Annotated in this window: 29 protein-coding genes; 15 read left to right on the forward strand and 14 right to left on the reverse strand. The window is 64.2% G+C overall.

What is annotated here, in order from left to right; genetic code table 11:
- The first annotated feature begins 331 nt into the window (after positions 1–331).
- Entirely contained in the window at positions 332–787 is a 456-nt protein-coding gene (locus ACEWFR_RS03305) for an acyl-CoA thioesterase (protein ID WP_098723870.1), read from the forward strand.
- Between the two features lie 128 nt (positions 788–915).
- On the opposite strand, the gene ACEWFR_RS03310 is transcribed toward ACEWFR_RS03305, so the two are convergent.
- Together ACEWFR_RS03310 and ACEWFR_RS03315 are read right to left on the reverse strand one after the other, a co-directional pair.
- Complete coding sequence (locus ACEWFR_RS03310) at positions 916–1,143, reverse strand: hypothetical protein (protein WP_098723871.1); 228 nt, start codon at positions 1,141–1,143, stop codon at positions 916–918.
- Between the two features lie 212 nt (positions 1,144–1,355).
- Complete coding sequence (locus tag ACEWFR_RS03315; protein ID WP_374059706.1) at positions 1,356–2,147, reverse strand: HAD-IIA family hydrolase; 792 nt, start codon at positions 2,145–2,147, stop codon at positions 1,356–1,358.
- Positions 2,148–2,311: 164 nt separating this feature from the next.
- On the opposite strand from ACEWFR_RS03315, the gene ACEWFR_RS03320 reads away from it, so the two are divergent.
- Positions 2,312–2,755: a hypothetical protein gene (locus ACEWFR_RS03320; RefSeq protein WP_374059707.1), complete on the forward strand. Its 444-nt coding sequence runs from the start codon at positions 2,312–2,314 to the stop codon at positions 2,753–2,755.
- Between the two features lie 137 nt (positions 2,756–2,892).
- Entirely contained in the window at positions 2,893–3,363 is a 471-nt protein-coding gene (locus tag ACEWFR_RS03325; RefSeq protein ID WP_098723874.1) for a hypothetical protein, read from the forward strand.
- Between the two features lie 119 nt (positions 3,364–3,482).
- On the opposite strand, the gene ACEWFR_RS03330 is transcribed toward ACEWFR_RS03325, so the two are convergent.
- The 3 genes from ACEWFR_RS03330 to ACEWFR_RS03340 all read right to left on the reverse strand — a co-directional run bounded on the left by ACEWFR_RS03330 (position 3,483) and on the right by ACEWFR_RS03340 (position 4,665).
- Positions 3,483–3,623 carry a rubrerythrin-like domain-containing protein gene (locus tag ACEWFR_RS03330; protein WP_141551609.1) on the reverse strand — a complete coding sequence of 47 codons (141 nt, stop codon included), beginning with the start codon at positions 3,621–3,623 and terminating at the stop codon, positions 3,483–3,485.
- Between the two features lie 118 nt (positions 3,624–3,741).
- Complete coding sequence (locus tag ACEWFR_RS03335; RefSeq protein WP_374059708.1) at positions 3,742–4,332, reverse strand: class I SAM-dependent methyltransferase; 591 nt, start codon at positions 4,330–4,332, stop codon at positions 3,742–3,744.
- A gap of 150 nt (positions 4,333–4,482) precedes the next feature.
- Positions 4,483–4,665 carry a hypothetical protein gene (locus ACEWFR_RS03340; protein WP_098723876.1) on the reverse strand — a complete coding sequence of 61 codons (183 nt, stop codon included), beginning with the start codon at positions 4,663–4,665 and terminating at the stop codon, positions 4,483–4,485.
- Between the two features lie 236 nt (positions 4,666–4,901).
- Between ACEWFR_RS03340 and ACEWFR_RS03345 the strand changes: the two genes are divergently transcribed.
- The gene (locus ACEWFR_RS03345) at positions 4,902–5,033 is read left to right on the forward strand and encodes a rubrerythrin-like domain-containing protein (protein WP_374059709.1); all 132 of its coding nucleotides are present in this window, start codon (positions 4,902–4,904) and stop codon (positions 5,031–5,033) included.
- 115 nt (positions 5,034–5,148) lie between these two features.
- On the opposite strand, the gene ACEWFR_RS03350 is transcribed toward ACEWFR_RS03345, so the two are convergent.
- On the reverse strand, positions 5,149–7,734 hold the full coding sequence (locus ACEWFR_RS03350; RefSeq protein ID WP_374059710.1) for a chromosome segregation ATPase: 2,586 nt from the start codon (positions 7,732–7,734) through the stop codon (positions 5,149–5,151).
- Positions 7,735–8,009: 275 nt separating this feature from the next.
- Between ACEWFR_RS03350 and ACEWFR_RS03355 the strand changes: the two genes are divergently transcribed.
- The 4 genes from ACEWFR_RS03355 to ACEWFR_RS03370 all read left to right on the forward strand — a co-directional run bounded on the left by ACEWFR_RS03355 (position 8,010) and on the right by ACEWFR_RS03370 (position 10,854).
- A complete protein-coding gene (locus tag ACEWFR_RS03355; RefSeq protein WP_374059711.1) occupies positions 8,010–9,521 on the forward strand; it encodes a phosphoenolpyruvate carboxykinase (ATP) in 1,512 nt (503 codons plus the stop codon).
- Between the two features lie 136 nt (positions 9,522–9,657).
- Positions 9,658–9,849, forward strand: coding sequence for an HEWD family protein (locus tag ACEWFR_RS03360; RefSeq protein WP_098723879.1), 192 nt, complete (start codon positions 9,658–9,660; stop codon positions 9,847–9,849).
- Positions 9,850–9,958: 109 nt separating this feature from the next.
- The gene (gene cutA / locus ACEWFR_RS03365; protein WP_374059712.1) at positions 9,959–10,261 is read left to right on the forward strand and encodes a divalent-cation tolerance protein CutA; all 303 of its coding nucleotides are present in this window, start codon (positions 9,959–9,961) and stop codon (positions 10,259–10,261) included.
- A 104-nt stretch (positions 10,262–10,365) separates the two neighbouring features.
- A complete protein-coding gene (locus tag ACEWFR_RS03370) occupies positions 10,366–10,854 on the forward strand; it encodes a 50S ribosomal protein L11 (protein ID WP_098723880.1) in 489 nt (162 codons plus the stop codon).
- A gap of 388 nt (positions 10,855–11,242) precedes the next feature.
- Here the strand turns inward: ACEWFR_RS03370 and ACEWFR_RS03375 are convergent, their stop codons facing one another.
- On the reverse strand, positions 11,243–11,827 hold the full coding sequence (locus ACEWFR_RS03375; protein WP_374059713.1) for a hypothetical protein: 585 nt from the start codon (positions 11,825–11,827) through the stop codon (positions 11,243–11,245).
- Positions 11,828–12,148: 321 nt separating this feature from the next.
- Here ACEWFR_RS03375 and ACEWFR_RS03380 point away from each other — a divergent pair, with 321 nt between their 5' ends.
- The 4 genes from ACEWFR_RS03380 to ACEWFR_RS03395 all read left to right on the forward strand — a co-directional run bounded on the left by ACEWFR_RS03380 (position 12,149) and on the right by ACEWFR_RS03395 (position 15,606).
- Positions 12,149–12,781: a 50S ribosomal protein L1 gene (locus ACEWFR_RS03380; RefSeq protein WP_098723882.1), complete on the forward strand. Its 633-nt coding sequence runs from the start codon at positions 12,149–12,151 to the stop codon at positions 12,779–12,781.
- A 1-nt stretch (position 12,782) separates the two neighbouring features.
- Positions 12,783–13,829: a 50S ribosomal protein L10 gene (locus ACEWFR_RS03385; protein ID WP_374059714.1), complete on the forward strand. Its 1,047-nt coding sequence runs from the start codon at positions 12,783–12,785 to the stop codon at positions 13,827–13,829.
- Positions 13,830–13,853: 24 nt separating this feature from the next.
- Positions 13,854–14,207, forward strand: a complete 354-nt coding sequence (gene rpl12p / locus ACEWFR_RS03390; RefSeq protein WP_374059715.1) for a 50S ribosomal protein P1 — start codon at positions 13,854–13,856, stop codon at positions 14,205–14,207.
- Between the two features lie 160 nt (positions 14,208–14,367).
- Positions 14,368–15,606 carry a tripartite tricarboxylate transporter permease gene (locus ACEWFR_RS03395; RefSeq protein WP_374059716.1) on the forward strand — a complete coding sequence of 413 codons (1,239 nt, stop codon included), beginning with the start codon at positions 14,368–14,370 and terminating at the stop codon, positions 15,604–15,606.
- Between the two features lie 113 nt (positions 15,607–15,719).
- Here ACEWFR_RS03395 and ACEWFR_RS03400 read toward each other — a convergent pair whose 3' ends face one another.
- On the reverse strand, positions 15,720–16,568 hold the full coding sequence (locus tag ACEWFR_RS03400; protein ID WP_374059717.1) for a BtpA/SgcQ family protein: 849 nt from the start codon (positions 16,566–16,568) through the stop codon (positions 15,720–15,722).
- Between the two features lie 165 nt (positions 16,569–16,733).
- Between ACEWFR_RS03400 and ACEWFR_RS03405 the strand changes: the two genes are divergently transcribed.
- The gene (locus tag ACEWFR_RS03405; RefSeq protein ID WP_374059718.1) at positions 16,734–17,852 is read left to right on the forward strand and encodes an NADH:flavin oxidoreductase/NADH oxidase; all 1,119 of its coding nucleotides are present in this window, start codon (positions 16,734–16,736) and stop codon (positions 17,850–17,852) included.
- A 38-nt stretch (positions 17,853–17,890) separates the two neighbouring features.
- Here ACEWFR_RS03405 and ACEWFR_RS03410 read toward each other — a convergent pair whose 3' ends face one another.
- From ACEWFR_RS03410 to ACEWFR_RS03420, 3 genes are all read right to left on the reverse strand, one after another.
- Entirely contained in the window at positions 17,891–18,679 is a 789-nt protein-coding gene (locus ACEWFR_RS03410) for an HpcH/HpaI aldolase/citrate lyase family protein (RefSeq protein WP_374059719.1), read from the reverse strand.
- A gap of 78 nt (positions 18,680–18,757) precedes the next feature.
- Positions 18,758–19,369: a thioredoxin family protein gene (locus ACEWFR_RS03415; RefSeq protein WP_374059720.1), complete on the reverse strand. Its 612-nt coding sequence runs from the start codon at positions 19,367–19,369 to the stop codon at positions 18,758–18,760.
- Between the two features lie 284 nt (positions 19,370–19,653).
- A complete protein-coding gene (locus tag ACEWFR_RS03420; RefSeq protein ID WP_374059721.1) occupies positions 19,654–19,818 on the reverse strand; it encodes a hypothetical protein in 165 nt (54 codons plus the stop codon).
- A 79-nt stretch (positions 19,819–19,897) separates the two neighbouring features.
- Here ACEWFR_RS03420 and ACEWFR_RS03425 point away from each other — a divergent pair, with 79 nt between their 5' ends.
- Entirely contained in the window at positions 19,898–20,551 is a 654-nt protein-coding gene (locus ACEWFR_RS03425; RefSeq protein ID WP_374059722.1) for a hypothetical protein, read from the forward strand.
- 216 nt (positions 20,552–20,767) lie between these two features.
- Positions 20,768–21,313 carry a DNA starvation/stationary phase protection protein DpsA gene (gene dpsA, locus ACEWFR_RS03430; RefSeq protein ID WP_098723892.1) on the forward strand — a complete coding sequence of 182 codons (546 nt, stop codon included), beginning with the start codon at positions 20,768–20,770 and terminating at the stop codon, positions 21,311–21,313.
- A gap of 178 nt (positions 21,314–21,491) precedes the next feature.
- Here dpsA and ACEWFR_RS03435 read toward each other — a convergent pair whose 3' ends face one another.
- From ACEWFR_RS03435 to ACEWFR_RS03445, 3 genes are all read right to left on the reverse strand, one after another.
- The gene (locus ACEWFR_RS03435) at positions 21,492–21,659 is read right to left on the reverse strand and encodes a hypothetical protein (protein WP_374059723.1); all 168 of its coding nucleotides are present in this window, start codon (positions 21,657–21,659) and stop codon (positions 21,492–21,494) included.
- Between the two features lie 84 nt (positions 21,660–21,743).
- The gene (locus ACEWFR_RS03440) at positions 21,744–22,160 is read right to left on the reverse strand and encodes a metal-dependent transcriptional regulator (RefSeq protein ID WP_374059724.1); all 417 of its coding nucleotides are present in this window, start codon (positions 22,158–22,160) and stop codon (positions 21,744–21,746) included.
- Positions 22,161–22,338: 178 nt separating this feature from the next.
- Positions 22,339–23,259: an FAD-dependent oxidoreductase gene (locus tag ACEWFR_RS03445; protein WP_374059725.1), complete on the reverse strand. Its 921-nt coding sequence runs from the start codon at positions 23,257–23,259 to the stop codon at positions 22,339–22,341.
- Between the last annotated feature and the right edge of the window lie 207 nt (positions 23,260–23,466).

Consider the following 23,466-nt stretch of genomic DNA (forward strand, 5'->3'; position numbering starts at 1 on the left):
CTTTTACCAGTATCGAACCGCGAAGCGTCCCCATCTCGAGACTGTAGCTCCGATCGGACGAGCGAGACCTGGATCAATGGGGTGGGACGGTGGGACGGTGGGACGGCGGGCCGACGGTCGCCACCGATTCCCGCGTTCGATCGGGGTCACGCGTTCAGCGGACCCATTTACGGTCTCGAGCCCAACGCCGGCAGCGATCACTACTGGCCGAGGGGGATCACGGCTTCCCAGCGGGTGATCGCCACTTCCCTGACAGCGATCGCCGGCTACTCGGGGGTGTCGCGATCCGGTCAAAGCAAGACTGATTGCCGGCGTCGAAAAACGTCGGCTGATGACGGACCTCATCGAGACGGTGATCGAAAACCGGGAGATGGTACAGCCCAACCACGCCAACATGCTGGAGACGGCCCACGGCGGCCACGTCATGAAGTGGATGGACGAGGTCGGTGCGATGTCGGCGATGCGGTTTTCGGGGGAGACCTGCGTCACCGCCCGCGTCGATCAGATGAACTTCGAGCGGTCTATCGCTGTCGGCGACACGGCGTTCATCACCGCCTACGTCTATGATGCGGGTACCTCGAGCGTGAAGGTCAGGCTGATCACAGAGCGCGAGGACCTGCGGACGCGCGAACGTGAGCAGACAACCGAATCGTACTTCGTCTACGTGGCGATCGACGACGATAGCTCGCCGACGACGGTTCCCGATCTGACCGTCACCACCGAGGAGGGCGAGCGGCTGCGGCGGGCGGCGCTCGAGAGCGAGGCGGGGACCGCCGACGGTTCGTGAGGTGCTGGTCGATCTGGAACGGGTGTCGCGGATTCCGGCCGCGAACCAGAGCAGTTCCGATCGCCGTGAGGATGGGGACGTTCTAGAGCGAGTTTCGATTCGAATACGATCGGGAGAGTCGAACCCGACTACTCGGTGTCGACCGAATCAGTTCGCGGGTCGCGCTCTTTGACCTCCTCGAGGGCGCCCTCGAGGGTCCCGCGCGTTTCCGCGACGGTGGCACCGACGAGGCCGCCGATCGCACCGCCGGTGCTCGCGGCGTTTCGACTGAACAGTCCGCCGATTCCCGCACCGACTGCCGCGCCGATCGCTGCGTACCGTGCGCGAAGCAACACTGCTGTTATACGTTCTCTCATATGTTCTATATGGTGACTATGACGGATAAATATGTCTCTTGAATGTGCGGTGAGGCGGTCGATCTGCCGAGCACGAGGACATGCGGACAGTACAACCAGAGCAGACAGCACCGCAAAAACGCGATGGTGGGGGCTCACGGGCCCATAGTAGCCACTGAAACGAATTACACACTAATCGCAACGTCGTTATGCGATTAGGTGTACATTGACGTTCAGTGGCTACGATAGAGGAGCGTCTCGACCGCAGCCAGTGACTCGAGGACGTGATCGGGTTCGACATCGGCCGCGGCGAGGGCTGCGCGATCGGTGACGCCGGTGAGGACGAGGGCGGTTTCCATGCCGGCACGATTCCCGAGCGCGATATCGGTGTCGAGCCGATCGCCGACGACCAGGGTCTTCGTGGGATCGGCATCCAGCCGGTTCATGGCCGTCGCGGCCGCGATGGATGACGGTTTTCCCAGGACTGCATCCGGTTCGCGGCCGGCGACGGCTTCCATCGCGGCGAGAATCGCACCCGAGCCCGGAATCTCCCCCTCGTCGATCGGGATCGTCGCGTCGGGATCGGTGCCGTAGAAGGGGACATCCCCCTCGAGCGCCCGCAGCGATTCCCAGAGCGTTCCGTACGAGAAGTCCTTGTCGAACGATCCCAGCACGACCTCGGCCGCGTCGGGGTCGGCCGTCAGTTCGACGGCCGCGTCGTCGAGGATCGCCTCGAGTCGTTTGCTACCGACGAGGTAGACCCGCTCGTCGGGGTGAGTCGCCGCGAGATACTCCGCCGAAACGGTCGCGGAGGTGAGAACGGTGGCCGGATCGATGTCGATTCCGTGAGGCGCGAGTTGCTCGCCGTAGTGGTCGGCCCCGCGCGTCGGATTGTTCGAGAAGAGAAGTCGCGAACAGCCCGCCGTCTCGAGTGCGCGCAAGCCATCGGTCACACCGGGGAGCAACTCCTCGCCTCGAACGATCGTCCCGTCGACGTCGAGGATCACCGCCTCGTATGCTGTCATTGCCCGCCGGTACGGTCGGCCGGCGATTGAGTGTTTGGATAGGGGTTGTGCGTCCACGAATCGTCGGGCCCAGAGTCGACATTTGGTCGCTAAGTACCGATACGACGGGCGAAGCTGGCTGCCCGACGGGAAAGCCCATACCGCTGCCGACCGAACGAGTAGCTATGACACTCGATGTCGAGATTCCCGATCCGCCGACGCTCAGTGGACCGCAGGACCCAGGCGACTACGACGCCGTCGACGAACCCGAGGAGTGGACTGGCGACGACACTCGCCGAGAAGCCCTGTCCGACTTTCTGGAAGCGGGTGCCTGGGAGGACGCCTTCGACGAATGGGCTGCAGACACCTACATGGCTGAGGACGAGTTTCAGACCGTCCTCGAGTTTGGACTGATCGAGGAGTTTGACTTCTACTGGAATCAGTCCGCAGAAGACGTCGGCTATCGCGCACCGACGGTTCCGGACGATGCAGCCCACGACGGACTCGACGAAGACGACGTCGAGGATATCGAAGAGGAGTTAGATTCGCTCGGTCGGACGGTAAGCGAAGTGTTGGAAAACGACTACATCCTTCGCAACGGATCGGAGTTCGGCTACACCTGGGAGTGACGAGCCGAGCAGGGCGACAGCCGTCACTCGAGCGCGTCGTCTCACCATCCACGGAGACGGCATCGCGGGACGACCGGCCGTGACTGGTCCAACGCGACGTGGGAATTCTTATCCGGCGACCCGACCAACGACCGCGTATGACACTCGAGGTCGAACCCCCCGAGCCGCCGGAACTGGAGTTCGTCGACCCGAACGAGTACGAGGACGCGACCGTCAGCGCCGACGGGGACGAAGAGATCGACTACCGCCGCGAGGAGCTACAGGGGTTTCTCGAGGAGGGGGCCTGGACGGAAGCGTTCGACGAGTGGCGCGCGGACACCGATCTCGAGGAGCGGGAGTACGGAATCGCTCGCGATCTCGACCTCTTCGCGGGGTTTGATTTCTTCTGGGACGACTTCGCCGATCGTGTCGGCTATCACGCGCCCGGCATTCCGGAGGACTGGCAGGCCCGGGAGTATCATCCCGACCTCGATACCTGGGGGACGGTGTCGTCGATCAACGCCGAACTCACCGAGTTCGGCCAGATCGTTTCGGTCATCCTCAAGGAGGAGTACGTCGACTGGGAGGCCGAGTACGAGCCGCCCGAGGATCTGCCCGACTTCGATTGAGTCTGCAGTGGCGTCCTCGAGCGAAAGACGAGCGCAGTGGGACCGACGCGAGGACGAACCACGCCAGCCCCACTGCTCGTCGGAGGAACTGAACCAGTCGTCAGAGACTGGCCATGCCGTCACTCTCGTGCGACTGCAATGTTTCGGACGCGACCGTGGCACTCCGGACAGGACTCGAGCGAGTCGGTCGTCTCGCGGTGGCCACAGTCCAGGCATTCGTAGTACGCTCGTTCGGGCGTGTACGGATCGTCGTATACCATGGTAGATAGTCACACACCATCGTGGAAAAGCGTTACGTACAAATACTTTTTATCGCGATCGGACAACTAGAAGTGGCCAAATCCGATAATATACTGACCGATCGTACAAATATTGTCGTCAGCGCGTCGCGACGATAGCGATAGTCGCCGGTCGGTCAGAGGCCAGCTCAATGTCGAAGCCGGCGTTCGCGAGCTGGGTCGTCGCTTCGTCGAGTCCGAACCGTTCCTCGAGGGGCGGGCCAATCTCCGGATCACCGTCGGCGGACCAATCGACCGTCACCAGTCGGCCGCCGGGACGGATCACGCGTGCGAGTTCGTCGATCGACCCGCGGTCGTCGCTCGCGGTCTCTGCACCCCCGCTCGTCGTGGGCGCGTACTCGTGGTACGTCATCGTCGAATACGCGCCATCGAGGTGATCGTCGTCGAACGGCAGTGACGAAACCTCGGCCGTGACGAACTCGACGCTCTCGGGGACGCCCTTCTTCCGGTACCGATCGTGCATCGGAGATTGCACGTCGACGGCGTACAGCGTCTCGACGAACGGTGCGACGTCGTCCGCGTAGAATCCCGTTCCCGAGCCGAGATCGGCCACGACGCCGTCGGCCGACGGCTCGAGCATCGCCAGTAGTTCCTCGCGAGAACAGTATCGGTAGCGACCGGGATCCTCGAGCGCGTCCGCGCGATCGACCGGAAACGTGTGATAGCCCATACGACTGGTCCGGGCCGACTGGACTTCCGCGTTGTGTTATCGAGTACGGGACACGACGTAAACGGGGGTAAAACAGTCATCAGCGCTCAGACTGATCGGAGAAAGCGAGGAAACCGAACCGACTCGAACGTCGACCGATCGGCTGTCGGCTTACCCGGTCCACTCGCCCGCGAGGTCACCGGCGATGTTCTCCCGCCAGTGTTCGAACCCGTTCTCACACTCGGCATTGTCGTGAATGTGATCGACGAATCCGGCACCGGGCGAGGCGAGCTCGTCTCCGCAGAACGGACAGGTGATCGGGTCGCTCCAGTCTGTCGACGTGGTGGCTGTCATCGGTACCGGAATCTTTCAGGAACTATCATATAAGTCCCGTCCGTTAGGAACTATTATAATTAGTATGGCATATAATGACAATAGTATAGCCCCGTCGATTCGAATCGGTTCAGTCGAGTTCAATTCACTGAACGAGACGAGCGGCAGCGGTCGCGGTCAGGCCATCGGCCTCGGTGTCCGTTTGGCGCGGATTTACCACAGAAAGAGTTAACCCAAACCAGTATGTATGTTACCACATGACGCTCGAGGAGCAACGTGAGTACGTGTGCGTCCACTGTGGCCGACGGGAAACGGTCGGTGACGAACTCCTCAGCACCTGCCAGCAGTGCGGGGGCGAGATGCGAAACGTCGAGTTGATCCGCGAGTAGCCGAGTCCCGCGCCGGTCAGTACGATGTCGGTTCCCTCGAGCGGTGCCGCCGAAGTGGCCCTGTTTTGTGGTTCCCGCGACGCCGCGTCAGCGGTTGGGACCACCGAACTATCCATCAGCGGGCGAGCCCCATCGCGACGCCGATCAGGACGAGTCCGACGAGGGCGGCCCCAACTCCGATCGCACCGTTGCCGGCGAGGGCGGTGGCGCTACCGGCGACGATGCCCGCACCCCCACCACCGGCGATAATCGATGACGGGAGCGCCGGCGTCGCGATCGCCTCGCTGCGAATGGCCTCGAGTTCCGTCCGGAGCGCCTCGATTTCGTCGTCTCGACCGTCGGTGGATTCGATCTCTCCGATCCGTGTCCCCATCGTTTCGATCCGTTCCTCGAGACTCGCATGCTGCTTGGCGACCGCGGCCATCCGCTCGTTCAGGGAATCAATATCGGAGTCGAGCGTCCGCACTTCCTCGAGCGCTTGCACCGCCGATTCGTCCGGACTGGATTCGACGGTCCGGACGAGTTCGTCGTGGTCCGTCCGGAGCGACTCGAGGCGGTCGGCGATGGCCGACACGTCGTCCTCGAGTCCGGTGACGGCAGTTTCGTTCGCGCCGGCGTCGACATCGTCGATCCACTCCGCGATCGAGTCGAGGTCGTCGTCGAGGGTCGCGATCTCTCCCTCGAGTGTCGCCCGAACGTCGTCGATCCGTCCGTCGACGGTCTCGAGGTCCGCCGCGAGACCGTCGACCCGCTCCGTCCCGGCCGCGCGCGTCTCGAGATCGTTCAGGTGCGCAGTCACCGTCGAAATCGTCTCGTCGAGATCGTAAACTGTCGTCTCGAGGCTTTCGATCTCCTCGTCGATCGTCGCCTCGACCGCGTCGAAGCGCGCGTCGGTTCGGTCGGATCGTCGCTCGAGGCGGTCCGAAACGTCGTCGAGACGCGTCGGTAGTTCCTCGAGACGGCCGGCGACCCCGTCGATGCGCGTCCCGGTTCGCTCGATGGCCGCCTCGAGGTCGTCGACGTCGTCGCTCAGTTGCGAGGCGATTCCCTCGACGGTCTCGAGGGCCGCCTCGGTCGCGGCAGTCGCCTCGAAGTCTTCCAGGTCCGTCCGCACCTCATCGAGCGCCTCGTCGGTCGTTGCCATCCGGTCGGTGACGGCTTCGAGGTCGCCCGCCAGATCGGTGAGCCGGTCGTCGAGATCGGCCCGTTCGTCTGCAGCGGTCGACGCGACGTCCGCGAGCGCATCGTCGGAGTCGTCGATGTCGTCCTCGATCGCTGTGAGCGCGTCCGAGAGCGCCTCGAGTTCGTCGTCAAGGCGATCGATTTCGGCGTCGAGACTGGCGACGGCCGAGTCGCTCGCGTGGGTCTCGCTCTCGGCCGCGAGGTCGCTCAGATCGTCGGCGAACGACTCGAGGCGCTCGTCGAGTTCGTCCACTTCGTCGGCGGCGACCGTCCGTTCCTCGACGGACTCGAGGTCCTCGGACAGCGCCTCGAGACGCTCGCGGACGGACCGGACCTCGTCGTCGCGGTTTGCGAGCCGGTCGAACAGCTGGTCGATGGCATCGTCCTCGCGATCGGAGGCCACGTCGCCGGCTTCGGCCTCGTCGAACGCGAGTTCGGTCTGTTGGGCTCTCTCGGCTCCCGCGGTCACGTCGGCGGTGTTCGGGATGTCGCCAGTCCCGTCGCTGTTTGTGGCGGATTCGGACCAGGTGACCGCATCGTCGGCCTCGACGTCGTCTCGAGCGGCGGCGAGTGCACCCCTGGCGGCGCTCTCGGCAGGGCCGTCCGCGAGTCGAACGCCCCGAACGGAGAACGGCAGTGCCGCCGCGTCGAACCGGCCGCCGACGAGAAACTCGACGCCCTCGATCGCCCCGTCGCCGCCGATCGCGATGGGAACTGACAGCCCTTGCTGGACATCGGTCTCGTCGGCTTCCGCTCGGACCGCATCGATCAGTTCGGCGACGAGCGCGTCGTAGGCTCCCGCAAGCGCGTTCTCGATATCGCCCGCCGCCGCGTCGGGATCGAGGACGAACTCCTCGAGCACACCGGCGACCTGTGCCGGCGCGTGCCCGGTCTCCCCGGCCGCGCGCTCGACGATCCACTCGTGCCCTTTCGCGATCGTCACGGCCATCGCCGGCACGCCGTAGTACGCCAACGCTGCGCTCGTCGTCTGGGACTCGAGACAGATTCCGAGCCCGGTGTAGTTGTCTGCCGCGAGCTGATCGTAGACGACGGCGAAGCCCTTGCTGATCGGGGTCGCGTCGACCCCGCGATCTGCCAGCGCTGACTCGACGGCCTCGCGGTGTGCGTCGGTCGGTACCGCCGCGTCGACGAGCGAACCCGGCGTCGTGTAACAGAGGCGCCCGTCCGTGGCATCGCCCATCACGTCGTCAAGGAGCGCGTTCAGCGCGGTCGACGCGTCCACCGCAGTCTCCGTCGCGAGGACGCCGGCCGCGAACAGCGACTCCGGTTCCGTGTTCGCGGCGACATCGGCGTCGGCGACCGCTCGAGCGGCAGCGCCGACCGCGTGCGTCGTTCCGTCCACCCGGACGGTGCTGCCGGCCCCCGAAGGTCCGGCCGCCTCGAGATCTCCCTCGTCGACCGGTACCACGACCGGCGGGATCGAGTCGATCGTCGGGCCGTCGCCGGCGTCGGTGGCGGCCCGGATTGCCCCCGGTCCGATGTCGAGACCGTAATGCATGCCCCCGGCAACTCGAACCGCCCTCTTGGAAGTTGCCCCCGAAGTACCAGATATGAAAATCGGCTCGGAGCGAGAGATCCCCCCGAGAATTATCTCACATCTGAATACTTGTGAGCTTCCTGCACACGGGTCGTTTGTCGGGGGGACTCGAAATCGGGTATCCCGTCCGTTACCGGGGCACAGACAGCGTACGACACATCGTCCCTGGTGAGACCGTAGCACACGAGGAGAGAAATCCTCACGTTTAACTATCAGGATGATGGTGGATCACGTGTATGTCTGAAACCGGGACGGAGTCCCGTCCACTGGTCCGTCAGCTTCCGGATCCGACCACAGCGTCGAACGTCCGGTACAATCCGTCGCTCGAGGAACTTCGCGAACTCGCCGAGCCCGACGAAACGACGACCGAGTTCGGGTCGCCGTCGTACGTCAGCGAGTTCCGCTCTCGAAGCGCCGATCGAACGAAGAACGCTGTCGACGACGAATTCGACGACCGCGACCACGGTCTGATCGACGACGCCGTCGACAGCACTGACGACATCGAACTGCTTTGCATCGACCGATTGATGGGACGACATCCGGATGCGACGTTCTGTTGTCGCCTCTTCATCCCTGTCAAATATGCTCGAATCGCGTACGCGTGGGCGAGCCTGTTCGAGCCGTCCGACGGACGGGATCCCGATCTGTACACCGTCCAGCTGCCCGACTACGACGAGACCGCGATTCGCATCCTTCCCGACACCGGATTCACCGCAGTACTGGGCAGTGACTACACCGGCGAGGCCAAGAAATCGTTCCTCCGACTGTTCATGTATCGAATCAAGCAGCAGGGCGGGCTCGGGCTCCACGCAGGGAGCAAACGCGTCCGCGTCCGCGACGACGAGGGGGAACTCCAGACCGTCGGGCAGGTGTTCATGGGCCTCTCCGCGACCGGCAAGTCCACGCTGACCTCCCATGGCTGCTGGCTCGAGGAGCCCGAAGACGCGTCCATGCTACAGGACGACGTCTGTGGCCTCCTCTCCGACGGCTCCGTCGCCGGCAGCGAGGGCGAGGGACTGTACATCAAGACGATCGGCCTCGGCGAGGACGAGCAACCCGAACTCTACGAGGCCGCGACCGCCGAGTCGGCGATCCTCGAGAACGTCGCGGTCGACGACGACGGAACTATCCACTTCGACGAGGACCGGCACACCTCTAACTCGCGAGCGGTCGTCCAGCGCGAAGAACTCGAGAGCGCCGACGACGAGATCGATCTCAGCCGGATGGATCAGCTCTTCTTCATCACCCGAAACCCGCTGATGCCCCCGGTGGCCAAACTCGACGAGGAACAGGCCGCCGTCGCGTTCATGCTCGGCGAGTCGATCGAAACCAGCGCGGGCGATCCGGCGCGCGCCGGCGAGTCAATCCGCGTCGTCGGAACCAACCCCTTCATTATCGGCTCGGAAGGCAAAGAGGGGAACATCTTCCACGAGCTGATCGACATTCTCGATATCGACTGTTACGTCATCAACACGGGCTATCTCGGCGAGAAATCGAAAGATATCGGCGTCACCGAGTCCGTGACGATCCTCACCGAGGCCGCTCGCGGCACCATCGAGTGGACCGACGACGAGCGAACGGACCTGACGATCCCCGACTCGATCCCGGGGCTCGACATCGAGGACTACTACGTGCCGGACCACGTCGACGACTACGACGACGCGCTCGCGGACCTGCGCGCCGAGCGTCGCGACTACCTCGCCGAGTTCGACGACCTCCGTCAGGAGATCGAAGACGCCGTCTACTGAGCGCTCGATTATCGCTCGAGAGTCGCCCCAAGAGCGGGGCACCCGGTTTTCAGACTTGCTATCGCCCCCCGACCGGCGGGGCAGCACTTGCCGCACACGAATACCGTTATATGTGTCGAGTTCCCACGGTTCGATAATGAGCGCACAGGTACGAAAACCGACCGCGAGAGTCTGCGAAGAGTGCGGTCGCGGTGAAGTATGGGACGAAACCCTCGGGGCGTGGCAACTCGCTCGCGAAGACGGGGAGAAACAGGTCGGCAATCCACACTGCATTCACGAGTGGGATATCAACGGCACGTTCAATCCGGTCGATGGTCCGGATACCTGAGCGACCCTGACACCCGGTCGCCCCGATACCCGGTCACCCCCGACGCGACGAACGGTCGTCCCCGCACTGTGACAGCACCCGTTTCCCCGTCTCGAGCGTCGCTTCATCCATGCCGACCGTCTACATCACGGCGCCGTCAGCGGCGGCCGACGACATCGCCGAGACGCTGGTCGAGGAGCGACTCGCTGCCTGCGTGAATCGACTGTCGACGAACTCGACGTATCGGTGGGACGACGAGATCCACCGCGACGACGAGGCGATTCTCCTCGCGAAGACGACCGACGAGGCGCACGACGATCTCGTCGCACGCGTCTGCGATCTGCATTCCGACGACGTATCCTGTCTCGAGCGATTCGACGAGGACGACGCCCTCGAGTCGTTTGCGACGTGGCGAGCGGAGAGCGTCGAGTAGCCCTCGCGCTCGAGGCCCAGTCGGTCGGTCGCACGTCAGTCGCTCACAGGCGATGACTGCCCGAAGTAGCAACCCTTAAAACTCGCGCACGGGTTGTGACGGGTATGGCTGGAACCATCGAAGTGCTCGTTCCGGGCGGTCAGGCCAACCCTGGCCCGCCGCTCGGTCCCGAGCTCGGACCGACCCCCGTCGACGTGCAGGCTGTCGTACAGGAAATCAACGATCAGACCGAAGCGTTCGACGGCACCGAAGTCCCCGTCACCGTCGACTACGACGACGACGGCTCCTTCGAGATCGACGTCGGTGTCCCGCCGACGGCGGCGCTCGTCAAGGACGAGGCCGGTTTCGAGACCGGGAGCGGCGAGCCTCAGAAGGATTTCGTCGCGGACCTCTCCGTCGAACAGGTCAAGACGATCGCCGAGCAGAAACACCCCGACCTGCTCGCCTACGACACGATCAACGCCGCGAAGGAAGTCGTCGGCACCTGCGCGTCGATGGGCGTCACCATCGAGGGCAACGACGCCCGCGAGTTCAAGGAACTCGTCGACGACGGCGAATACGACGACGTGCTTGCGGACGAAGCGGCAGCGTAGTCCGGACACGCTCGAAACACGAACGCAGTGAGTGTTTCGTTGTGCTCGCCGCTGAGGCGAGCGCCTGAACTACGACGTAGCAAATACTTCTTCGTACTTGCGGCCGAAGCGGAAGCGTAGACCGCAAGTGCTCGAAGCGCTCACGCTGTTCGCGCTTCGTTGTTCTTCTGGACGGCGCGGAAGCGTACCCCGCGGGCCGAAATCGCCGCTTCGTTTTCGCGACTGTCTGTAGTGACGTTCGAGCTGGTCGAATCTCGCGTGTTGACTGCGGTCGTCACGGAGCGAATCAGCGACGTGTGGATGACCAGTGACGGCCGAGGAACCGGTGTACGATACGTGTACTGATCGGGTTAGCGGCCGATTCGAGCACGTCAAAGAGTCGGGAACGTCAGATCTTGTTCGCGGGCGGAACGGTTCGGTCGTCCGGCCGCGCCGTCCCGACGCCGCCGAACAGGACACGAATGCTCGCACCGAGTCCGAGTGCGCCCGCGAGGCCGGCGAGAATGACGGTCGCCGGAAGCGACAGGCCAGCGAGTCCGCTGATGAGTGCGCCAACGAGGACGCCGACCCACAGCCGATCGGCACCGAACCGTGAGGCGATGGTGCGGCCGATCGCGGTGAAGCCGATCGCCGTCACCACCGGCAGGACCGTTACACCGAGAATTACCATCGGAATTCCGAAGAAGATCCCGACGCTCGTGTCCGCGATGAGATACCCCGTGCTCGCGAGGCCGGCGACGACGAGTAGCGCCGGTAACCCGATACACCAAGAGATGATCGGGCTGCGCCGCGATTTCGTTACTGAGCGTGCGCCGTACGTCTGGAGCAGTCCGAGTACCATCATCGCGACGAGCACCGTCCCGGCGAACTGGATGCCCGCCCGAACGATCGGCTCCATCGACCGATACGCCTCGAGAGTCCCCCCATCCCCCGATACCGGGACGACCGAATCAAGGACCGGTGGTCCAACCATTGTATATAAGTCTACTGGCCACATGGACGTGAGTTACAATATGGCGTCTATTAGATGTTCCGGTTATCATGACTCTCTCTTTTTGAATGCTATCGGAACGGTATCGGTTCAGTGGCACGCCGGGCCAGTGTGAAATCGGTCGGACGACGAGCACCACCGGCGTCGGGAACGAGAGCGGAAAACGACCGCGTTCGGCCAGCACTCGGGCGTACGCGCAGTTCGACGGGTTTAAGTTCGGGATGGCACTTGGTCCAAGGGAGACAGGCATCGCCTGTTTCACTGACCCGTAGGAGCAGACCCTGCGTACTACGGAGGTGAACGATGGCAGATTCGGATATTCAAACAGCAGTAGCCCGCGCACTCGAGGACTCGCCGGACCGGAACTTTACCGAGACGGTAGACCTCGCGATTAATCTGCGCGACTTAGACCTGAACGAACCGTCGAACCGCGTTGACGAGTCAATCGTCCTGCCGTCCGGAACCGGCCAGGAAACTCGCATCGTCGTCATCGCCGAGGGTGAGACCGCAGTCCGCGCCGAAGAGGCAGCGGACGAGGTCCTCTCGGGCGACGACGTGGCCGATCTGGACGACGACGAAGCCAAGGACATGGCCGACGAGACGGACTTCTTCATCGCCGAAGAGTCGATGATGCAAGACATCGCCCGGCACCTGGGTACCATTCTCGGTCCCCGAGGGAAGATGCCGGACCCGCTCGCGCCCGACGACGACGTCGTCGAAACCGTCAACCGACTCAAAAGTACCGTGCAGCTTCGCTCCGGCGACCGACGAACGTTCCACACGCTCGTCGGCGCCGAAGATATGGATACGGAAGATATCGGCGACAACATCGACGTCATCCTGCGCCGACTGCACGCCGACCTCGAGAAGGGGCCCCAGAACATTGACGCCGTCTACGTGAAGACGACGATGGGGCCGTCCGTGGAGGTGGCCTAGAATGAGCGCACAGGCCGAACGCAAAACCGAGAATCTTCCCCAGTGGAAGAAAGAGGAAGTCGACGAGCTCGCACAAATTATCGACGAGTACGAGAGCGTCGGCGTCGTCGGCATCGCCGGCATTCCCTCGAAGCAGCTCCAGGATATGCGCCGCGACCTGCACGGAACCGCCGTGTTGCGCGTCAGCCGCAACACCCTGCAGACGCGTGCGCTCGAGGACGCCGGACTCGGCGACCTCGTCGAGCACATCGAGGGACAGGTGGGTATCGTCGGAACCGACGAGAACCCGTTCTCGCTCTACAAGGAACTCGAGGCATCCAAGACACCCGCACCGATCAACGAGGGCGAAGTCGCCCCGAACGACATCGTCATCCCCGAAGGGGACACCGGTGTCGATCCGGGGCCGTTCGTCGGCGAACTCCAGGGTGTCGGCGCGAACGCGCGCATCGAAGAGGGTTCGATCCAGGTCATGGAGGACTCGACGGTCCTCGAGGCCGGCGGGACCGTCTCCGCGGACCTGACGAACGTCCTCAACGAGCTCGGCATCGAGCCCAAGGAGGTCGGTCTCGACCTTCGCGCCGTCATCGCCGACGGTGTGCTCTTCAGCCCGGAAGACCTCGACATCGATATCGAGGCCTACCGGAGCGACGTGTCGACGGCCGCCGCCCGTGCTCGGAACCTCTCGCTCAACGCGAGCTTCCCGACCGCGACGACGGCCCCGACGCTCATCGCAAAGGCCACGGGAGAGGCCAAGAGCCTCGGTCTGCAGGCCGCCATCGAGGACGAAGCCCTCATGCCCGACCTCGTCAGCAAGGCCGACGCACAGCTGCGTGCGATCGCGGCCCAGATCGACGACGAGGAGGCGCTTCCTGACGAGCTTCAGGACGTCGCGGCGGCCGCCGAGCCGGCGGCAGCCGAGGACGAAGACGAATCGACAGACGACCAGACCGAAGACGAGGCCGAGACCGAGGACGCTGACGCCGACACCGACGATGACGACGAAGACGACGGTGACGGCGCGGCCGGTCTCGGCGAGATGTTCGGATAACGACCACCAACAGAGGATCCAACAATGGAATACGTATACGCCGCACTCATCCTGAACGAATCGGGCGAAGAGATCAACGAAGACAACCTGACGAACGTGCTCGACGCTGCCGGCGTCGACGTCGAAGAGTCCCGTGTCAAGGCGCTCGTCGCCGCGCTCGAGGACGTCGACATCGACGAAGCGGTCTCCGAGGCCGCTGCCGTCCCCGCTGGCGGGGCCGCCGCAGGCGGTGCCGCGGGCGGCGAGGCCGCTGCCGACGAAGGCAGCGACGAAGCCGAAGAAGAAGCCGAAGAGACAAGCGACGTGCCGGACACGACGGACGAGGACGACGAGGACGACGAGGCCGACGGCGAGGGTCTCGGCGAACTCTTCGGATAACGCTCACGTCGATTCCGGTTTCGACGAGCAGTCAACACCGATTTTATTTCGGCTCGAGGGAGAGTGGCGACGCTGCGCCGCCTCGAGGCGACGTGATTCCGCTCAATTAGGATGGAGCCGGTCCGAGACCATATAAACGAGGACGCGGCCAGAGTCGGCGATGCCCGGCCCAGTCGAGGTCGTCGTCGAGCCAGCGCTGGCAGTGCAGTTGCTCGCGTGGGTGCTCGCCGGCTCGCTGCTGGGAAGTTGCAGCGGGCTCGTACCCGGGCTGCACGCGAACAACTTCGCGTTCTTGCTGGCGGGGATCGCACCCTCGGTTCCCGGCCCACCGCTGTTCGTCGGCTGTGCGATGCTCGCTGCAGGCGTCGTCCACACCTTCTGTAACGCCGTCCCCGCGATGGCGCTCGGCGTTCCCGACGCCGAGATGGCCGTCACCGCGCTGCCGGGTCATCGGATGGTACTCGAGGGGAAGGGGTACGAAGCCGTTCGACTGTCCGCGCTCGGCAGTGTTCTTGCCGTCCTCGCTGCGGTGCCGCTTGCGGTTCCCGTCACGTGGACGGTGACAGCCGCCTATCCCACGATCCGGGCACACCTGTCGCTCCTGCTCGCGATGGTGGCGGTCGCGCTGATCGCGTCGGAACGCACGTGGCGCGGCCGACTCGGCGGCCTGCTGTCGTTCGCGCTCGCGACTGGTCTCGGCGCGCTCACGTTGGATCTCACCGCAGACGCCCCGCTCGAGGCGGGCGGCACTCTCGCGCCGCTGTTCGCCGGGCTCTTCGGTGCGCCCGTGCTGATCGACGCGATTCGCGGCAGCGGGATCCCGCCACAGGACGGCGACGGGATCACGACCTCCCGGCGCTTCGTGGGGACGACGGCGGTCGCCGGGGCGCTCGCGGGGGCCGTGGTCGGCTACATTCCCGGTATCTCGGCCGCCATCGCGGCCGTCGCAGTGCTGGCGATCGTTCCAAACGGGGCCAGCGATCGCGGGTACATCGTCGCGACCAGCGGCGTCGACACGGCCAACACGATCTTCGCGCTCTTCGCGTTGGTCGCCATCGGTCAGCCCCGAACCGGCGTGCTCGTCGCCTTCGAGGGAACGGCGGCTCCGCTCGAGTTACCGATCTTGCTCGCAAGCGTGGTCCTTGCGGGGCTGGTCGGCTTCGCGCTCGTTATCGTCGCCGGGGACGCCTATCTCGACCTCGTCGGTCGGCTCGCGTACTGGAAGATTTCGGGTGCGGTCCTCGCCGTGCTGCTCGGACTCTCCTACCTGTTTACCGGTCCGGTTGGCATCGTGATCTTCCTCGTCGCGACCGCGATCGGCATGGTTCCGGTTCGATTGCGCTGTCGACGCGTGCATCTGATGGGCGTCCTGATCGGACCGCTGATGCTCGGGCTCTGATGCGGAGCGCTGGACATCGCTTTCGACGCACCCGCAGGGCGGTCGCAGTTGCGCCGGTAGCGGTTACAACAATCTGTCTGACCCAGCTGTATGAGCCGCTGTGGATCGATCAGTTACTCGGGTCCGCTACTTGAGTCCGCTACTCGAGCCGCTGTCACGAGGGCCGCAACGCGTTCCTGCGAGACGGGATCGATCGTCACGCCACCGCGTTTGAGTGCGGTGCCGACGATGACGCCGTCCGCGCCCGCCTCGAGGCAGTCGGCGACCGTTTCGCTCGTTACCCCACTGCCGACGAACACCGGCGTTCTTGGATCTTCCCGCTCGGAGAGTGCATCGGCGACGCGCTCGACGGCCGCGAGCGGCGTTTCGACACCCGTTCCTGAGCCGGAGACGACGACGCCGTCGGCGTTCCCGCGTTCGACCGCCTCGAGCGCCGCGCGCCCGATATCCGCCTCACCGATCGGCGTCGCGTGTTTGACGTGGACGTCCGCAATGATCGCCACGTCGGTCTCGAGCCGGTCATGAAGCCGGAGCGTCTCGTGGGCGCGCCCCTCGAGGATCCCCTGATCCGTCGCGGCGGAGCCGACGTGGACGTTGACGCGGACGAATTCGGCATCGACGGCCGCGGCGATCGAAACCGCCGCGGCGGCGTCGTTTCGCAACACGTTGATGCCAACTGGGACGTCGACGGCGTCGGTCAGGGCTGTCGCAATAGCGGTCAGTTCGGCCACGACGTGTTGCGGGACGGTATCCGGATAGAACGGCACGTCGCCGAAGTTCTCGAGGATGATGCCGTCGATTCCGCCCGCCTCGAGCCGGCGGGCGTCCTCGAGCGCGTGAGTTCGAATGGCCTCGCGATCACCGTCGAACCCCGGCGCGCCCGGAAGCGCCGGGAGGTGAACCATCCCGATGACGGGGCGGTCGGCATCGAATCGATCCAGCACGGGGCCGTTCGTGGTCATATCTGTACTGGGCCCGCTGGCGGAATAAGTGGTCGTGGGGCCCCGTCGGGTGACGGTGAGACTCGACCTCGCTCATGGGAGGGGGCTCCACCTCGCCGTCGCTCGAGGCGGCAATCCCCGCTCCCTTCACGGCCGTTTTCTCGCCGGCGTGGCTACCACTGATCGATGGCTGATTTGCTCTCTCCGTTGTCGATACGCGATATAGAGTCTACAAATCGAATCGCTGTCTCGCCGATGTGCCAGTACTCCTGCGAGACGGACGGGCTCCCGACCGAGTGGCACCGCGTCCACCTCGGAAGCCGGGCCGTGGGTGGCGCCGGCATCGTCATGACCGAAGCGACGGCCGTCGATCCCGCCGGCCGGATTACGCCGCACGACCTCGGACTCTGGAGCGACGAGCACGCCGCTGCGCTCGAGCCGATTACCGAGTTCGTCCGCGACCAGGGCGGCGTGCCGGGGATCCAGCTCGCCCACGCGGGCCACAAGGCGAGTAAGACGCGGCCCTGGGACGGCAACGTGCCGCTTGCGCCGGACGAGACCGATCCGACCGGCGCGTCGGGCTGGGAGGTACTGTCGCCCTCACCGGACGCGTATCCGCCGTTCGACGGCGACCGACCGGCGATGCAAAAGGCCGATCAAGACGATATCGAGGGCGTGATCGACGCCTACCGCAAAGCGGCCGAGCGCTCGCTCGAGGCCGGCTTCGAGATCGCCGAGATCCACGCGGCCCACGGCTACCTGCTCCACGAGTTTCTCTCGCCGGTGACGAACCGCCGCGAGGACGACTATGGTGGCAGCTTCGAGAACCGAACCCGGCTGGTCCGCGAGGTCGTCGCGGCCGTTCGCGAGGTCTGGCCGGACGGAAAGCCGGTGTTCGTGCGCATCTCCGGGACGGACTGGCTCGACGACCGCGAGTCGTGGGATATCGAGCAGTCGGTGCGGCTGGCGGACGCGCTCGCCGATCTGGGCGTCGATCTGGTCGACGTCAGTTCGGGTGGGATCCACCCCGACCAGACGATCTCCGGTGGGCCAAACTTTCAGGTGCCGCTGGCCGAGCGGGTCCGAGAGGGTGCCGACATCGCCGTCGGCGCGGTCGGCGGCGTCACCGAACCCGAACAGGCCGACGCGCTGGTCCGCAACGACCGGGCCGACCTCGTACTCGTCGGTCGGGAGTTCCTGCGTGATCCGTACTTCGGACTCCGCGCGGCCGGCGACCTCGAGCGCGATCCAGACGACGCTGCGAAGCAGTGGCCGGTCCAGTACCGGCGTGCCGTCCAACGGTAACGCGGACATCGCGCCGTCCGGTTCGAGTCGCGTGCCGATCACTCGTTGTCGTAGTCGTCCAGCCAGCCGGTGACCGAGGACTGCAACGCGCCGGTCGTCGTGCCGATATTCAGCATCTGATAGCCGTTTCGTGCCTTCTGGTTGACGTCATCCATGCCGAACCCGAGTCCACCGACCGGCACGTCCGCGTCGACGGCGGATGACCTGATCGTCTCGACGGCCTCCTCGACCGCCGGATGGTCGAATTCGCCCGGATGTCCGAGCGACACTGAGAGATCGAGCGGACCGATGAAGACGAAGCCGAGTTCTGGCACCGCGAGAATGTCGTCGAGATCGTCGAGGGCCGACTGGGTCTCGATCGTGACGCCGACGACGACCGACCCGTCCTCGCTGCTCACGTAGTCGTCGGTCAGCCCCCAGCGACTGGCACGCGGGTTGGCCATGCCGCGCCGCCCGGGTTCGCCGTCGTACTCGAACCGGCCCGCTCGTACCGCCGCCTCGAGTTCCTCGGCGCTCCCGACCCGCGGGAGGAAGACGTTCCGGATGCCGGCGTCGAGGGCTTTCCGAACGAGCGAGGGATCGGTGTCCGGCACGCGGACCAGCAACTCCGTATCGGTACCGTCCGTCGCGCGAAGCAGTGCTTCCAGCTGGCCGGCGTCCCGCGGACTCGGACCGCCGTGCTCGAGGTCAATCCAGACGAAATCGACGCCGAGCGCCGCGTAGAGTTCGACCACCGTCGGGCTGTACGTGTTCTCGAGGACCCCGAGCGCGACCTCGCCGGACTCGAGGGTCTCGCGGAGGGCGTTACCGCGTGGCTGATGGCTCACGACCTACCCTACCACGCCCAGCACTTAAACCGGGGCTCCGACAGCGTCCCAATCAGATGTTCCGCGTCGAATCAGCCCCTACTCGTCTTTCCACTTGATCGAACAGCCTCGAGACGGCTGCCACTCGAGGTCGACGGCCTCGCCCGCCAGCACGGCGTCGATGGCTTCGCGGATGTGGAACCGGGTCGGTTCATCGTCGGGGTTCAGCGCGTCGTCGAGACGCCCCTGATAGACGAGTTCGAACTCGCCGTCCTCGGCTCGCGGCTCTGCCGCTCGCCCCTCCGCGGCGCGTTGCGCCGCGCGCCGAGCGAAAAGGAACGGGTCCGGCGTGCAGACCGCGCCGTACTCGCGGGCGACCGCCTGACTTTCGTCGCGCAGGTAGGCGTCGTAGTCGATTTCCCCCTCGGCTACGAACTCCTGCATCTTCTCGAAGGAGTCGTCAGGATACTCCTCGGCGTCGTTGGGGTTGATCCCGACCACCGCGACGTCATCGTACTCGGCAGAGAGTTCGTTTAGCAGTTCGAACTTCGCCTGCGCGTACGGGCAGTGATTGCAGGTGAAAACGAGCAACAGCGCCTCGGCGTCGGCAAAGGACTCGAGCGTGTACGTCTCGCCGTCGACGCCCTCGAGTTCGAAGTCGGGCGCAGCGTCGCCGGCCTCGAGTGCGGAGTCGGACTCTTTCATGACCATACCGCTGATTCGTCTCGTTCGTCCTTAATCGTCACGTTCACTGAACCGGCCCGATCGGGCGGAGCCGCTCCTAACGGCTGCCGGCTGCCCGGCAAGGACCCTAGCCGAAAATCTCCGCGATCGAGAGGAGAACGTCGGGGGCGATCGCCACCGCGAGCCCGACGACGATCAGGGCGAGCGGGACGACGAGCAGTCCCATGTCAGTTATAGTAGCCACTGAAAGTCAATGCATATCTAATCGCACGACTGCGTTGCGATCAGTATGTGAATCGTTTCAGTGGCTACTATAGCAGCCAAAGACCAAGGCCGGACAGCACGGCGAGCAGGCCGACCAGGCGGAGGAGCCACACGAACGCGCCCTCGAGTTCCGAATCGGCGACGATATCAACGAAGTCGAGTACGTCGTCCATGATCGCCCGAATCTGGCCGTCGAAGCTCCTTAATTTCAACGCTCCACGAGGCGATATCGGTTCGCAGCGCGGCTCGTGACGACTTACATATTAGTACCCCCGGCCGCATCGACAGGGTATGAAGACGCTCGAGGTCACCGACGAACAGTACGCGTTCATCCAGTACCTCCGCGAGGAGATCTCCGAGTCGGTCGTCGGCAAGTACGGTTTCGTCCGCGAACGCGACGCCGTCCAGTTCCTGGTCGACAATCTCGACGAGGATATCGAAATCGACGCCGATGAGTTCGACTCTTCGGCGACTGACGACGTCGCCGCGTCCGTCGGTGCCGCCATCGACGGAGAAACCGATCCGCACGATCTCGAGGAGGTTTCCTACGTCGAAGGCGAGACGCCGGCGGCCGACGAAATCGTGGACGAGGACAGCGAAGACCCGGAGTCCGAGTCGGACGAAGCGACCGACGGGGACGCCGACGATGGACCGGCCGACGACGGAACGAGCGAGGTGACCGAGGGAGAACCGGACGACGAGGACGAAGCCGACGACGAGGGCGCGGACGGAGACGGTTCGGCTGACGAGACGGACGGAAACGGCTCGGCCGACGACGACGATATGTTGGACGAGATGATGAGTCTGCTCGAGACCCACGACGACAAGTGGGACGAATCGAGTTCGGCGGACTACCGGTACAGCGTCGAACTCCCGGATGGCTCGAGCGAACAGGTCCAGACGAAAGACGACGTCCGGGCGCTTTTGTTCAAGAATTATCGCTGACTCGTGCCGGTTGCGACACTGTCTGCGCAGTTTCTGCTACGCCTATCGTAGCCCCTGCACGTCATTGCACGCCTGATCGACCGACAGCTGTCCGATCAGTGTGAATCGTTTCAGTGGCTACTATCTGACGGGGTGGTACCGATAGTTTAGGCAGTACGAAAAATAGTTCGTAAATTAAAAAGTTATAAGAGGCTTCCATCCCAAGTATGGGACGTGATGAACACGCAAAAGACCACTCGACAGGCAGCGGACACGGTCGAATCGAACGCGCTTCGACTCGACACGGAAAAGGCCGAACAGATCATCGACGCGCTCAACACGGATCTGGCGGACGCGTACGTCCTCTACCATCAACTCCACAAGCACCACTGGAACGTCGAAGGTGCGGAGTTCCTCGATGTCCACGTCTTCCTCCAAGAGGTCTACGAGGACGTCGAAGCCGCGGCCGACGAACTCGCAGAGCGACTCCAGGCGCTCGGCGGCGTTCCACACGCGAGCATGACGACGCTCGTGGAGAACGCAACGGTCGAAGCCGAAGACGAAGACGTCTACGACGTCCGGACCTCGCTCGCCAACGACCTCGAGATGATGGGCGACATTATCGAGAGCTACCGTCAGCACATCGAACTCGCCGAGGGGCTCGGCGACTACGCGACGGGAGAGATGCTTCGCGAGCAACTCGAGACCATCGAAGAACACACCCACCACATCGAACACTACCTCGAAGACGACACCCTCGTCCTCGAGTCCGCAACGCAGTAACTCGGGCGGTCAACCGCAACCGAGTTCCGGGTGGTCTCTCGCGAGTTCGCTCCGAGAGTTTCAGTTCGATTTTCGATTTCGATCGGCGCCGACGGATATCTCGACGACGACTGCTCGACGGACTCGCTGAACGCAACCGTAATAGATATCGACGGGAAAGCAGCCGCTGGAAGACAGGCTATCGAGTCGATTCGACGACGCGGTCGCTCGAAATCCATCCCTCAGTGTTCCCGGATTCGATGAAGACAACTCTGTCAGGACCGCTTTCGCAGACCGATATCTCGGGTCCGTGGGCCGCATCCGGTTCGGAGTTGCGTTCGGCGTCCGATTGCGTACCGGTGGTCATTGACTCTATTTAGGCAGGCCTAAAATAAAAAGAGTGCGGTTTCGCTCAGTCGTCGTCGGTCGCGTCCGAGAACGAAGTCTCGGCTCACCGAGAGTCCGACTGCGCGGAAGAGAGCGATCCCTCCGTGTCTTCAGACGGGTTGTCAGTATCAGCGAGAAGCGTCGATGCGAGGCGGTCGACGACCGTCGGACTGACCGCTCCCGCCAGTTCCATCGCCTCGCTCTCGTACTCGTCGAGTCCGAGCACGTCGTGAAAAAACCGTGAAAGGGTATCGTCGGTCTCGGACAGTTCGTCGGCGGTCGCTCGTCCCTCGGCCGTAAGCGTCGCTCCGTCGTACGGTTCGTACGTCAGGTAGCCGTCAGCTTCGAGCCGCTGAAGCATCTCCGTCGTCGCCGCCGGCGAACGGTCGACCGCGTCGGCCACGTGTCCGGGCGAAATCGGTGGAGAGCCCCGCTGTTCCGCGAGATAGAGAACGAGAAGGGAGTGGGAGGCCCAGGTCATCGGTCACTGAATCGATGTGTAGCAAATTGACGTGTAGTGGATCGACGTGTGGACGATCGCTGCGAATCCGAATCCCGACGCGCAGACCCGGCGCTTCTTCACGCCCGAGCGCGGCCGTGGGACGGTATCGGCTTCAGGCTGCATTCTGGGATCCGCTATCGTGCTGTCGGGAGTGATATCACGATCCTCCGTTCTCGCGTTCGGTTTCGATTTCGCGCGCCGCTTCGACGATCAGGTCGTCGTCGATGTGCTCGAGCAGTCGTTCGTGTCCGCGTTCGATCCGTCGTTCGATGTCATCATCGGCGAGATACGTCTCGAGCCTGCGGTCGATTTCCCGCTTGCGTATCTCGGCGAGACGATCCGCCTCGAGGTCGTGCTCATCGGGCACTCGGTCGTCGAAGTACTCCCGCCACCGATCCCGGTCGCGCCACTCGCCGTCCAGTTCCGCCTCTCGTCGCATCCAGTCGTAGTAGTTCGCCACGGCGTCGGGATATCCCGCTTCCCGTCGAACGTCCTCGACGACGGTGATCCCGACCCGCGTGCCGCGTCCGGCGGCCATGCTCGCCTGATAGCCGGTCTCGCCGTACGGCGACGCGACGAAGAGGTCCTCGACCGGCGTCGTCCCGTCGCTCTCGGCGTACCCCTTGTCGAAGTGCTCGTGTTTCTCGCCGTCGTGTTCGTGCGTCTCGAACATCGCCGTCTCGTCGTCGAGACCGCGCATGTACTCGCCGTCGTAGCGCGTGGCCGCGATCACCCGACGAGCGGTGATCGGTTCCCCTTCCTGCGGGCTGATGGCGAAGCCCTCGCCGTCGACGTGCTCGAGCGATTCGACGAGGTCGGAAGCGATCTCACAGCCCGCCTCCTCGGCGTGATCGTGCAGCAGCCCGTACAGCGTTTCGACGTCGATTCCCGCGGGGAAGCCGAGGTAGTTCTCGAGGTAGGCACATCGCTGAATCGAAGAGCGCCCGCGGTCGAAGATCATCGTGTCCAGCCCGTACCGCGCGGTAAAGACGCCCGCCGCACAGCCCGCAGGACCGCCGCCAACGACGACGACATCGTGGTCGAACGCCGCCGCGTCGGTCGTGTCGGTACTACTCATCGGTGACCCGCTCGTTACTCCTGTCGGTAGCTCGTTGTTGCTCGGGCAGTCGGTCGTCTGCTGACTGTTCGGGACGGGTTTCGAGTCCGTCGTTCGTCGTGAAGGTAGCGGTATCAATCATGGCTGTTGTTAGCGTCTAACTGTCACTGGGTGGTCGGCGGCGATGAACGGCTCATCCTCCCCGTCGGCGAATGCCAGCCCGCCGCA

Source organism: Natrinema sp. H-ect4, from assembly GCF_041894845.1.
In the GTDB taxonomy this organism is placed as follows: domain Archaea; phylum Halobacteriota; class Halobacteria; order Halobacteriales; family Natrialbaceae; genus Natrinema.